Below are 12,169 nucleotides of genomic sequence, written 5' to 3'. Positions count from 1 at the left end.
CAGTTGCAAGTAAATTAGGCGAGCTGCCTTTGTCTATCTGCTGTTGTTGCTGCGCTATCATACACCGGCTGGCGAGTTTTCAAGTTAAACCGATATCCGTGGGGGAGGATGTGCAACTTGGCCCCGCAAATCGCCAAACCCTCATCCTTCAACCGTCCATCTATATTGTCGTGGAGTTTTTCCGACTCGTCGATGACAGTTACAGCGTTTTCGCCAATGACTTCCAACTCGTCGCCGCTGACTAAAATAGCTGTATTTTCGTCAATACCAAATCCCAACACAGCAGGTTGCAGCAAGAGTGCGGTAACTAAGCGTCCCAGACGACCTCGTTGGGCGAAATGCTGGTCGATGACAACATTCGGAAGGAAACCCATTCCCGGACCCATTGCTACCACATCAACGCGGGGATTTGTCTCCGAGTCTCCTTCAATAATCATCATGTCTGGCATCATCGCCGCGCCGGCACTGGTGCCGCCAATGATAATCCCTTCAGAGTAGCGTTTGTGCATAGCTGCGTCGAGTTTGGTGTCTTTCAAGCAGCTAATAATCCGCGCTTGATCTCCGCCGGTAAAGAATATGCCAGTCGCTTGTTCGATCGCTTCTAAATAATCTGGATTTTTGGCATCTTCGGGTGTCTGGGTGTCAACCACTCGCACATCTTCAGCGCCGAGTCGCTCAAACACTCGGATGTAATTATCTCCTACTTCTCCCGGTAGGCTTGTCGCAGCAGTCATGACAACAATGTGCGCTTTAGTCCCTCCGGCGCACCGCAAGAATTCCCGCAGAATTTTGCAGTCCCCCTCTTTGTCTTCCGCGCCACCAATTATTAGCAACTTTCCCTGAGTTTCCTGGCCCGCCATATTATCTCCACTTTTAATTTATTAAGTTTCACTAAAACACAAAATTCCTTTTTCCGAGAACTGCCCAAAGGTATATATAGATACCAAAAACATCTCAGACTTCTACCCCTCCAGCAGGCACACAGCTCAAGCGTTCTGGTTGTTTTTTACTCTTGCCCCGGGCTGTAACGATGGTTTTGTAAACAGTCTTGGAGGCACTAGACTAAAGAAACCGGGAATATGAACGAAAATTCTACGTTTTAACGGATAAACTTAACTCCGAAACCCCGGTTTTTGACAGAGCTTTTGCGTCCGCGACTGGTAAAAAGAACCGGTTTCTGCGTCTAGGACTATCTATTTAACTCATCCTCGATGATCGACACAAAAAACTTACCCCCCCTAACAGGAGATAGGAGGGGTCAAAAAATGAGCTTAAATTACCAGGCTGACGCGCGGGGGGCGATCAATCCGGTTTCTGACCAGATTCTTCGCTAATCCTCCTCTGATTGCTCGTAGAAATCAGATTGATGAGCGTCAGTCCTCAATTAGTCCGATCGCCCGTTAGTGCGATCGCTCGATCAAATTGCTCAATATGGTACTCGCCCGCTCTAAAGGCAGGTGTCTGGGTTTGCCGTTCCAGACAATCTGATATTCGTTGCTGTTTTGACCGTCGCCGTAGCCAGAAATTAGCTTCCGGTGAAAGGCTTCCTCGGCTAAGTGGTGAACTTTGTCCCTGAGAGCAGTTTGTGCGATTTTCATAATTTGCTGCCTCTTACATTTTCTTTCACTGTCATAAACAATTATAACTGGGCCCTGTACCTCTCTAAAGTTATAGATTTTATTTTAAAGCGGGAAGAAAGTAGTCCTTAGTTATTAGTGCTTAGTTATTAGTGCTTAGTTATTAGTGCTTAGTCATGAACCTTTAGTCAGATATTGAAGGAAGAAGAAATATTTTTTTACTCTCCTCCTCTTCCGGAATGCCGAAGGCAGAATTGGCCGGAGTATTTGTCTCAACTGAGCAGTGCAATAATATCTATGCCCGCAGGTAGTATCCCACGCACCGACTATAAAGTTAACTTTAAAAATTAGCTCAAAGGAGGTTATAAAATGCTGCAAGAAAAAAGCACCGAAACAGCCCGCGTCAATGCTCGAAAAACAGATGTTTTTGATGTGTTCAACTTCAAACACTATATGGGGCCAAACCCTTATTTAGACACAGCAGCTTTAGTTTTCGATTTAGCGTTGACGGGCGCGAGCGAACCTTTGCCGATCGCACATTACCAGGAAATTATTGGCCATCGCTACCCGCAACTCCTGCACGAAACTTTCTCGAACCACGCCCAACTCTTCGGCCGTACCGCCTCAGAAGTAGCCAAACTCGACATGGGTTTGCACTTCCACAACTGGAACATCCAGGCGTTTTCTCAGTTTAACAGAATTAGCATAGAAGCACTTCACGCCCGCACCGCCAGATCCGTAGTTTACGCCGTTTGGGATTGGTTTGAAGCCATCAATCAAAATCAAGACTTTCCCTTGGAAGCACAAATCGGGGCGCTGCAAAATATGTTCCGGCAGTCAGTTTACGGAGGCCCGACAGTTTATTCGTTAATGCGAGCGGCATCTCAAAAAGGCATTCCCGTATTTTATTTGTGGGATGAAGGATTGATGCAATACGGTTACGGCAAAAAACTCGTGCGCGGCTCTGCAACTACGTTTGATTCTGACAGCCATTTAGACTCAGATTTTACCACGCGCAAAGACGATTGTAAAGCTTTTCTCGCTACATTAGGATTTCCTGTTCCCAAAGGCGATATCGTCTCCACAGAAAACGGAGCTCTGACAGTTGCTAGAGACATTGGCTATCCAGTTGCTGTCAAACCAGTAGTCGGTCATAAAGGAATTGGCGTCACAGCAGATATCCGAGATGCTGAGGAATTGCAGGCCGCTTTTAAAAGATCTGTTAAGGCAATTCCCGAAACAGAATCGGTGCGAGTAATTGTGGAAAACAGCATCAAAGGATCTGATTTTAGGCTGTTGTGCGTTGACGGCAAATTTGTTTCTGCCACTGAACGCCGACCCGCTTGGGTAACAGGGGACGGCGACTCAACAGTTCGCGAATTGATCCGCCGTGAAAACCGCAAACCAGAACGTTTGGATACGCCAACTTCGGCCCTGAGCAAAATTCAGTCCGACGAAGCGATGGAAATGTATCTGGCAGAACAAGGGCTGTCATTGGATAGTGTCCTAGAGCGCGATCGCATTGTGTATCTACGCAAAGTCGCCAATCTTTCCGCAGGCGGCGTCAGCATCGATGCTACCCACACTATTCACCCGGATAACATTGTTTTAGCTCAAGATATAGCCCTACATTTTCGGTTAACTTGTTTGGGGGTTGATGTGATCACAGAAACTCTCGCCAAATCTTGGAAAACCGGCAATTTTGGGATTCTCGAAATCAATGCCGCGCCGGGAATTTTTATGCACCTTAACCCGGCTGTCGGAGAAGGGGTTGATGTGCCGTCGCATATTATCGAAACTTTCTTTGACTCTGGAAAATCCGCCCGAATTCCGATTATTACTTTCAACCGAATTTCGGTGCACGATCTGCAAGAAACAATCGACCACATTCTTTTGCAGCATCCCGATTGGACGATCGGTGCTGTTTGCCGCGGGGGACTTTTTGTTAACCGTTCTGAAAAAGTTTTGCATAAGAATTACAATCTTAACGTGCAAAGTTTGCTGCGGAATCCCAAGCTCGATTTGTTAATTGCTGAATATCCCGCAAATATTTTGGAAGCTGAGGGAATGTTTTATGGGGGGAGCAATATGGTGGTGCTGGACAATCCGGGAGAAACGGAGATGATGTTGATCAGAGAAAGCACTGATCACGATACTGTTGTGGTGAGAGAAGGAAATAGTATTTCTCTTCGCCGCCAAGGGTTGATCGAACAGTATACTCTGGGAGATGATGAACCGTTCACACGGGTTTATTTGAAGGAAATAGGGACTGTTTTGTGAGCTGTTCCACATTTAAGTTAGCTTTGTAGGGCGGGTATTGATTACCCGCCCCACCAGCAGATCAAGGTTTTTTTTCGCTCCCAGGTTCTTGCGGGGCAGGAACTTGGGAGGGCCCAGATGGGAACTGGCTTCGTTACACTTAGTTACAATTGCTTTCAATTCCTCAGTCGTGGATGCACTATTGGTAAAAAGCCAATTGCTTCCCAACTTTCTTGTTACCACACCAATATTTTCGTAGAAATTGGGTTTCTCAGGGTAAGTCCTATTGCTGCGATCGTAAGTTTTTAAACAATTTAGTTTCTAGGCTGTCCTTCGTGCTATCAAGGAACTTCACAAGTCTTTAAACAATTGCACTCCGGTAGCAGAAGGTGTGGAAATATGAATGTTGCGAGCAATTGGTTTAATTCGCTGAAGGAAAGTTTACTGTCGCACCGTCGCTACATTCCAGCAGCGCTGACTCTTTGCACCGGTACAAGCTTGTCATTGGCAGCCGTGGCCGTTGTTTGGCATGGGGAAAATCAACGACTGCAAGCTGAATTTCATCAGCAAGCCGATCGCCTGAATGTGGCATTGCAGCAAAGCATCAACAAAAATTTAGAATTTCTGTACTCACTTGAAGCATTCTACAGCGCATCTGCTAAAGTTAGCAGACAAGATTTTAAGCAATTCACTCAACCTGCACTTTCCCGAAATTCTGCTATACATTCTGTTAACTGGATTCGGCGCGTGCCGGATGCCCAAAAAGCAGCTTACGAACAAACAATTCGAGCCGAAGGTTTTCCGGCATTTCAAATTTACGAGCGAACTCCTGACAAAAAGCAGGTCAAAGCAAAAGTGCGATCGGAATATTTTCCAATTATTTACAGAGAAGCACTAGAAGAAGATAACAAAGTGATCGGTTTTGATGTTGCCTCCAGCCCCGATCGCAAAGCAGCTTTAGAGAAATCGGTGAATACCGGGAAAATAGCCGCTTCCGGGCGGATTAGATTAGTCAGCAACAATCAACCGGGATTGCAAGTATTTCTACCAGTACCCCGCCGCAGAACTTCTGCTGATAACTCGATCCACGCCCCCCAAAACCTAATGGGAGTTATTGCGGGTCTGTTTCAGATTACCAATATGGTCGATTTCTCTTTAGAATCGCTAAATTTAGACAAGATTAATTTTTACCTCTATGACAACTCTGCTATAGAGAAAGAACGCTTTCTGGTGCGCTACGACTCACAAGCTAAGCAGTTGATAGATAACCCAAAACACGAAAAGCCAGAGTTAGCTAATTTGCAGGGAAAAATCTGTCAAAATCCTAGTGCTTGCACTCGCTTATTTAACGTAGGAGACCGCCAGTGGAGGCTGCTAGTTTTGCCTGGGAAGGGGTACAACAGTATGAGGACGCATCAGGGTTCGCTGGCAATTGGCGCGATCGGGCTATTGATGACTGGCAGCTTGACGATTTACCTGTTGATGTCTCTAGAACGTACCGCAAAAGTAGAACAGCAAGTGTACGATCGCACAATTCAACTAAAACAGCGCACCGCTGAACTAGAAACAGCACTAAAAAATTTGCAGGAAACTCAATTTCAACTAATCCAAACTGAAAAAATGTCCAGCTTGGGGCAGTTGGTGGCGGGAGTTGCCCACGAAATTAACAATCCTGTCAACTTCATCTCTGGCAACCTGATCCATACAGGCGCATATACCCGAAACTTGCTGGAACTTGTGGAACTATACCAGCAGCAATATCCCAACCCAACGCCCGAAGTGCAAGCGAAACTACAAGAGATTGATTTGGAGTTTATCAGTGAAGACTTGCCTAAAATCCTACAATCAATGAATATGGGAGCTGAACGGATCAGGCAGATCGTGCTTTCTCTGCGGAATTTTTCGCGCTTGGATGAAGCAGAAATGAAGTCGGTTGACATTCACCAAGGCATTGACAGCACCTTGATGATTTTGGATAGTCGGCTGAAACCCCAACCTGGTTTTCCGGGCATTCAAGTCATCAAAGAATACGGAAATTTGCCCTTAGTGGAGTGCTGGGCGGGACAATTGAATCAGGTATTTATGAATGTTTTGAGCAATGCCATTGATGTTTTACATGAAAAAAAGAGTCACATTTTACCAAATGGTAAAAATCCCTATGATGCGGCTTTTTTACCTAGGATTCGGATTCGCACTGAACTTTTAAGTTCTAATTGTGTATGCGTGCGAATTGCTGACAATGGAGCGGGCATGACGGAGAATGTAAAAAAACGTTTATTTGATCCCTTTTTTACTACCAAACCTGTAGGCAAAGGTACTGGCTTGGGATTGTCGATCGGCTATCAAATAGTGGACAAACATAAAGGTTCGCTCAGGTGCCTATCGGCTCCCGGAGAGGGAACTGAATTTTGGATTGAGGTGCCGGTGCGACAACACTCTAAGCAATCTGTTTCTAAGGTTTCACCTGCGGTAGGTGCCAGTTGGAATTAGCGGGAGAAATCTCTCTTCTAGCTGAGTCTTGCTGGGAGCATCTCCATGAAAGCAGCCAAGCGAGAAATTGGAGTTTGGAGGCAGGAGGCAGGAGGAAAGAGGAAAGAGGAAGAAGAAAAAAGGAAGAAGGCAGGAGCTAGGAGGAAAGAGGAAGAAAAAAAAAGGAAGAAGGCAGGAGCCAGAATAAGTGTTTTTACAAATTTGAGATGCTCCCTAATTCCTGTCTAGAAAAAGTGAACTATCCGCACTCAACTTGGGAAAGGTGCGGATTTGGCACTCTACTTTCAACTGTTAACTGTTATAGTTATTGGCAAGCGTGTGCTAATTTCGAGTCCAATATCGCCAAAGACAAATATTTTGGGTTTTACCCGTCGTGACAATTTATAATTGTAGCAAGGCCAGATTACCAATTATTAACTACGATGTCTTTACAATCTATTAGCATTCCACCCACAACCGATCGCAAACCTGTCGCTTTGATTGTCGCTTTGCATGGATGGGGTGCTAATGCTCGGGATTTGACTTCCTTAGCACCCGTTTTCAATTTGCCGGATTATCAGTTTGTGTTTCCCCATGCCCCCTTTCCCCATCCCCAGGTAACGAGCGGCAAAGCGTGGTATAACCTTCAAAGCAAAGACGCTCAGGGATTGGTAGAAAGCCGGCAATTGCTGAGGGAATTTTTGCTGTCTTTGGAAAGCAGCACGGGCGTGCCTTTGTCTCGCACGATTTTAGGTGGCTTTTCTCAAGGCGGAGCGATGACTCTAGATGTGGGATTGACTTTGCCTGTAGCCGGTTTAATTTGTCTGAGCGGTTATTTACACCCGATTTCGCCAGTTGCTGGGAGTGCTTTGCCACCTGTTTTAATCGTGCACGGTACTCAAGATACTATTGTGCCGGTTAGTGCTGCTGTGCGATCGCGCGAGAGTTTGACGGCTTGGGGAGCTGCGGTGCAGTATCAAGAATTTAAGATGGGACACGAGATTCTGCCGGAAGTTATAGATGTAATGCGAAGTTTTGTTGTACAAACTGTGTCGAAATCTGATTAAAGGTTTAGTATATAGTATGGCGGAAGTCTCGGGCAGGGGAAAAAAATGAAAACTTTAACCAAAGCATCGCGCGATATTGCTGTACTTACTTCTCAGGACGTGGCAGAATTGGCTGTCCGTTTGGAAGTTGACGATTATACAGATCCTTTTGAGGGATTGAATGATTGGCATTTGTTGCGATCGCTTGCCTTTCAGCGGCCGGAGCTGGTTGAACCTTATCTCCACCTTCTGGATATGGAAGCCTACGACGAAGCATAGATTTAAAAATCTAGCTCAAAAATTTCGACGGAATTGAGGAAGAAGTTAGCAGCATATCTTGTTGCGGATTAAACAGATGAATTAGAGATTTGAGTCTGTTTTTATCTTAATTTCTTTCTTGATTTTTTTTTATGAAAAAATGACATGAAGGGCAGACGAATTTTAATCGGCGTTAGTGGCGGGATTGCCGCTTACAAAGTTTGCGAAGTAGTTTCCACTTTAGCGAAAGCTGGAGCTGAAGTTAAAGCTATTCTTACTGATGCAGCCGCGGAGTTTGTAACGCCTTTGACTTTTGCTACTCTGTGCCGCCATCCTGCTTTTACTGACAAAGATTTTTGGCAAGCAAGCCACGGGCGCCCCCTGCACATTCAACTGGGAGAATGGGCGGAAGTTTTTGTTATTGCTCCTTTGACAGCTAATACTTTGGCTAAGTTGGCGGGGGGTTTTGCGGATAATTTGCTGACTAATACTGTCTTAGCTTCTAGTTGCCCAATTTTGCTGGCACCGGCGATGAATACGGATATGTGGGAACAGCCGACGGTGCAGCGGAATTGGCGGGAAGTGTTGACTTATCGGCGCTATCATGCTGCGAATCCGGGGGCGGGAATGCTGGCGTGCGATCGCGCGGGTGTCGGCCGCATGGCAGAACCTTATGAGATTTTGCCTCATATTGAATCGCTGTTGTATGCGAAGGGCGATCGAGATTTAGCGGGCCTTCGGGTGTTGATCAGTGCGGGAGGAACGCGGGAACACCTCGATCCGGTGCGGTTTATCGGCAATCCTTCCAGTGGCAAAATGGGTATAGCTTTGGCGCAAGCTGCACAGCACCGCGGCGCTACAGTGACGCTGGTACACAGTATAACTGGCGAGTTGCCGCTCTCAGGTTTGCGGGCGATCGCAGTTACCAGTGCACAAGAAATGCGGCAGGCGATGCTGCAATGCTTCCCCGATGCGGATTTGACGGTGATGGCGGCGGCGGTAGCGGATGTGAAACCTGCCGAGTACAGTAGTGAGAAATTGCCGAAGCGATCGCTCCCGAATTGTTTACCGTTGGCACCGGTAGCGGATATTGTGGCAGAGTTGGGAAAATTGAAACAGCCGCACCAAAAATTAATCGGGTTTGCAGCACAAACTGGAGATATTGTCAAGCCGGCTTTGGAGAAATTGCGATCGAAGAAACTAGATGTAATTGCCGCAAACCCGATCGATCAAATAGGTGCCGGTTTCGGCAGCAATACCAATCAAGCAATATTAATTAATGCCGCCGGCAAGCAAGTAGAAATAGCACCTTGCAGCAAGCTAGAAATGGCTCACCGATTGTTAGATTTTGTGAGGGAAGGGTGAGGGCGCGATTTACTCATTAACTGGGATTAATTACTACTGGTTCGGGCGATAATTCTGATTCCCCCAAATCCGTTGATTCCGAGTCAGGCGACAACTCAGTATCTGCGACAGTAATTTCTAGTTTAAATCCTAATGCTTCGAGCAATTCTACCAAACTATAGATTTCCGAACCTGCACTTTCAGCCAGCATCTTGTCGAGTTTTTCGTGATGCTGTTTTGCTGACTCCGAAAGAGTATTCATCCTGATTCGAGCCTCAATCACCTTTCGGATGGCATTTCTCAAAAGTGCTGGTTCAGGGTCTTTTTCTTCCAAGATAGCGCCGATAAAACCAGCAGCTTCTTCCGGCTCGTGGAGAGATTCAATTAGGTACTCGCGGTGGCTATCACTTGTCGGTGCTTTCACGTTTTTCATAATCTGTCCAGTATTCTATAGCTTGTCGAATTTTCTGTTTTTGGGTGCTTTTATCCCCAGCTATGAGGATTACCACAATTGTCACGCCGACTTGTCCGAAGTAGACGCGGTAGCCCGGGCCATAATTAATTCTGAGTTCAAAAACTCATTGTCCCGGTGACTTGAATTCTGCGAGATTACCTTGCTCAACTTCGGTCAAGCCTAGATTTGATTCTAACTCTAACATTCCGATCGCGGCGGGCATCAAGCCACTCGGTGAATGGTGCCGTACCCTCTGCTGTAGTGTAACGTGGAATTTCCCTGGGTTGTACTTGCATGATTTTATCGTACTTGATTAACAATTTCTATCGTAAGGGCGATCGACAGTGCATTAAGCGGGGAAATCATACTTAAGACAGAGGTATTCGATAGACAAAATAGTAAACCTTGTTTGAGGAAACAAAGTTTAAATCAAACAGGGCATTGTGAATGAATTTTAAATCGATCGCAAAAACCAATCTACTATTCGGCAGTTTGATAATTAGCCTCGGATTGCAATCACTTCCAGCCACAGCGCAAGCAGTCACCGACGCGCAAGTTTCCGCCCTCGTAGAAGCGCTGCGACAAGCCGCCCCGCCACAAGCCGCAAATGACGGAATGTACAGTCAGTGGCAAGTTTTACCGGGCAATATTTCCCGCTGGGCCAAATTCTGTACCAAACAAGATTTAACACCCCAACAATTTGAGGCCGACGCGACAAAAGCCAAATCAATTGTTACCTGTATCGTGGGCGATTTGCTGCGCGACGAATACAAAGCTAGCAGCAACAATGAATTAACCGCTGTACGCCGCGCCGCTTGCTGGTGGATGACAGGGGACTCCGCAGCTTGCAAAAGTGGGGCAACAGCTACTTATGCCGATAAAGTTATCAGCGTTTACCAGAAGCAGCAACCTAAAAAGTAAAGTTTTTGCTGGCGGAATTTAGATTTTTTTGACCGCAGATGGACGCAGATGGTTTTGTGCTGATGGACAGATAAGAGCGATTTGATATCAAATTCAATTATCCTATAAGCGCCAAAGATTCTTGAGAACATTAATCAGCTCTTTCTGTCGTCGAGCGATTACTTCTGGCGTCCATTCCTGTTCCCGCAGCACTTGGGTAGTAAGTGCAAAGGGTGAAACACCTGTCTTAGTGGTGAAATACTTCTGTTTTTTCACATCAAAATCATAATTTTGTGCCAGAGTGTTTTTCGCAGAAGATAGCAAAACTAAGTTGCCAAGACGATGCACATATTGATCGCGCTCTTGCTGACTAGGAAACGACTTCATCCACTCACTATTAGCGTCGGGATTTTGGGGAAGTACGTGCTCGACAGTAATGTTGGAGAAGTTGTAAGATGCTTCACCTTCTGACAGAGCAGCATCTAAGCGCAGCAAAACATAACGACGAATTTTTTGAATTAGGTAAAGGTCACTATCGAGGACTCTGAGGATATTTTTTGACTCTTCAGGAGTAAACTGGAGCGGTGAATAGGAATTGAATAAATATTCCTCTTGCTCAATAGCAGTAAGCAATCTGCTGTAACGTTCAATCCGTTCATTGATATTGGCGCGGACAATCATTAAACCTGCCGCAAGGCGGTCTAAATCTGTAAAAAAACGCACCAAATTATCCGGGTTATTACGGTTGCGCGACAGGTAGAGAATGGCAGGCGGTATCCAGTCGAAATTATCAATTCTCTCTAAATATTTAAACAGTTGATTTATTTCCTCTGCACGCCGCTCGCTTTCATACCTTAAGTTCTGAATTTCCGAAAAAGCCTTAGCATAAGGATCTAAAATTTCATCAATGAATTGCTGAGGCCCAGCCGCAGGATTGATGTTTTCCTGAAAATCTTTAAGGACGCTCTTGTTGAGTTTTTTCTTTTCCTTAATCATGCGAATATGAGAAAACAAATCTTTGAATAATTCGCGTCCCAGATCCTCCTCGGTATCTTCCCACTTTTTAGTATATTTTTCTTGTTGGCTTTCGGGTATTTTTCCGATAATGTCAGCTTTCAAGATATCAGTTAGGGAGAGATCCAATCCCCTGTTGTTCAACACAGAAAATATCCGATATGCAGAGTCAAAGTCAGGCGTAGAAACCACTACCAAGAAGCACTGGGTAATGAGGAACTGGGCAAGACGTATACGGTGGGATTCCGCGATAGTCTGCAAACGTTGCAAGAATAAATGTGCATTTTCTTTAATAAGCTTCTGAGTATCCATCAGCTCAACATTGTTCAATTCTTTGAGCTTGTTAATACCACCTTCATTTTGAAGATATTCCTTAAAAAAGTCGGCATCTCGCTCGCGCAAAGTCAGACGGTAACGATTATTTATACCCGCGATTAAGCTGCCTTTTTGGTATAGATAAGTGGTCAAGTCATTGGCGTGTTCTGTTGGCAATGATGCCCTGAGAGCAGCTAGTAGTATGGTGAGAGTTGTTAGACGTTGCTGACCATCTACAATTTCAGCATCTGGCGGCCCAGATTTGATCAAAACAATGCTGCCTAGAAAGTACGGGTTGAGTTGATCAATCGTGTCATTGCCATCTCCCAATGATGTTAGCAGGTCTTCCAGCAGTTCTCCAGCTTGCTCATTTGTCCAAGCATAGGGACGTTGGTAGAGGGGAATGGTGAACATAAAGTCATCGCTAAAGATTTTTCTAATGGGGTGTTCCTCACCCTTGATGCTGACACGGTTCATGCTGGGTTCCTGTCTTAGGTGTGGTTGTTAATTGCTTCCCGAAAGTCAATTTTCCT

General features: G+C 45.6%; 12 protein-coding genes and 1 pseudogene. 7 read left to right on the top strand and 6 right to left on the bottom strand.

Going from position 1 to position 12,169, the window contains the following annotated elements:
* Nucleotides 1–14 precede the first annotated feature (14 nt).
* Together D0A34_16255 and D0A34_16250 are read right to left on the bottom strand one after the other, a co-directional pair.
* A complete protein-coding gene (locus D0A34_16255) occupies nucleotides 15–860 on the bottom strand; it encodes a cyanophycinase (GenBank protein ID UNU20218.1) in 846 nt (281 codons plus the stop codon).
* A 540-nt stretch (nucleotides 861–1,400) separates the two neighbouring features.
* The gene (locus tag D0A34_16250) at nucleotides 1,401–1,598 is read right to left on the bottom strand and encodes a hypothetical protein (protein ID UNU20217.1); all 198 of its coding nucleotides are present in this window, start codon (nucleotides 1,596–1,598) and stop codon (nucleotides 1,401–1,403) included.
* A 348-nt stretch (nucleotides 1,599–1,946) separates the two neighbouring features.
* On the opposite strand from D0A34_16250, the gene D0A34_16245 reads away from it, so the two are divergent.
* Nucleotides 1,947–3,857, top strand: a complete 1,911-nt coding sequence (locus D0A34_16245; protein UNU20216.1) for a cyanophycin synthetase — start codon at nucleotides 1,947–1,949, stop codon at nucleotides 3,855–3,857.
* Nucleotides 3,858–3,869: 12 nt separating this feature from the next.
* Here the strand turns inward: D0A34_16245 and D0A34_16240 are convergent, their stop codons facing one another.
* Nucleotides 3,870–4,079, bottom strand: coding sequence for a hypothetical protein (locus D0A34_16240; GenBank protein ID UNU20215.1), 210 nt, complete (start codon nucleotides 4,077–4,079; stop codon nucleotides 3,870–3,872).
* Nucleotides 4,080–4,235: 156 nt separating this feature from the next.
* On the opposite strand from D0A34_16240, the gene D0A34_16235 reads away from it, so the two are divergent.
* The 5 genes from D0A34_16235 to coaBC all read left to right on the top strand — a co-directional run bounded on the left by D0A34_16235 (nucleotide 4,236) and on the right by coaBC (nucleotide 8,974).
* Nucleotides 4,236–6,326 carry a histidine kinase gene (locus D0A34_16235; protein UNU20214.1) on the top strand — a complete coding sequence of 697 codons (2,091 nt, stop codon included), beginning with the start codon at nucleotides 4,236–4,238 and terminating at the stop codon, nucleotides 6,324–6,326.
* 45 nt (nucleotides 6,327–6,371) lie between these two features.
* Nucleotides 6,372–6,554 (top strand): hypothetical protein, encoded by a 183-nt coding sequence (locus D0A34_16230; protein UNU20213.1) that lies wholly within the window; start codon nucleotides 6,372–6,374, stop codon nucleotides 6,552–6,554.
* A gap of 194 nt (nucleotides 6,555–6,748) precedes the next feature.
* Nucleotides 6,749–7,372: an alpha/beta hydrolase gene (locus D0A34_16225; GenBank protein ID UNU20212.1), complete on the top strand. Its 624-nt coding sequence runs from the start codon at nucleotides 6,749–6,751 to the stop codon at nucleotides 7,370–7,372.
* 45 nt (nucleotides 7,373–7,417) lie between these two features.
* Nucleotides 7,418–7,630: a DUF2555 domain-containing protein gene (locus D0A34_16220; protein UNU20211.1), complete on the top strand. Its 213-nt coding sequence runs from the start codon at nucleotides 7,418–7,420 to the stop codon at nucleotides 7,628–7,630.
* Nucleotides 7,631–7,774: 144 nt separating this feature from the next.
* Nucleotides 7,775–8,974 carry a bifunctional phosphopantothenoylcysteine decarboxylase/phosphopantothenate--cysteine ligase CoaBC gene (gene coaBC, locus D0A34_16215; protein UNU20210.1) on the top strand — a complete coding sequence of 400 codons (1,200 nt, stop codon included), beginning with the start codon at nucleotides 7,775–7,777 and terminating at the stop codon, nucleotides 8,972–8,974.
* A gap of 16 nt (nucleotides 8,975–8,990) precedes the next feature.
* On the opposite strand, the gene D0A34_16210 is transcribed toward coaBC, so the two are convergent.
* Nucleotides 8,991–9,386 (bottom strand): transcriptional regulator, encoded by a 396-nt coding sequence (locus tag D0A34_16210; GenBank protein ID UNU20209.1) that lies wholly within the window; start codon nucleotides 9,384–9,386, stop codon nucleotides 8,991–8,993.
* A pseudogene (locus D0A34_16205) lies at nucleotides 9,358–9,703 on the bottom strand (type II toxin-antitoxin system RelE/ParE family toxin). The gene D0A34_16210 and the pseudogene D0A34_16205 overlap by 29 nt, the downstream one beginning before the upstream one ends.
* 151 nt (nucleotides 9,704–9,854) lie before the next feature.
* On the opposite strand from D0A34_16205, the gene D0A34_16200 reads away from it, so the two are divergent.
* A complete protein-coding gene (locus tag D0A34_16200; GenBank protein ID UNU20208.1) occupies nucleotides 9,855–10,328 on the top strand; it encodes a hypothetical protein in 474 nt (157 codons plus the stop codon).
* A 102-nt stretch (nucleotides 10,329–10,430) separates the two neighbouring features.
* Here the strand turns inward: D0A34_16200 and D0A34_16195 are convergent, their stop codons facing one another.
* Nucleotides 10,431–12,113: a DUF262 domain-containing protein gene (locus tag D0A34_16195; protein UNU20207.1), complete on the bottom strand. Its 1,683-nt coding sequence runs from the start codon at nucleotides 12,111–12,113 to the stop codon at nucleotides 10,431–10,433.
* Nucleotides 12,114–12,169: the final 56 nt, after the last annotated feature.

Origin of the sequence: Microcoleus vaginatus PCC 9802 (assembly GCA_022701275.1) — a bacterium.
Lineage (GTDB): Bacteria > Cyanobacteriota > Cyanobacteriia > Cyanobacteriales > Microcoleaceae > Microcoleus > Microcoleus vaginatus_A.
Note: the sequence above shows the minus strand (reverse complement) of the source record. Positions and strands in the feature narration are given on the sequence as shown.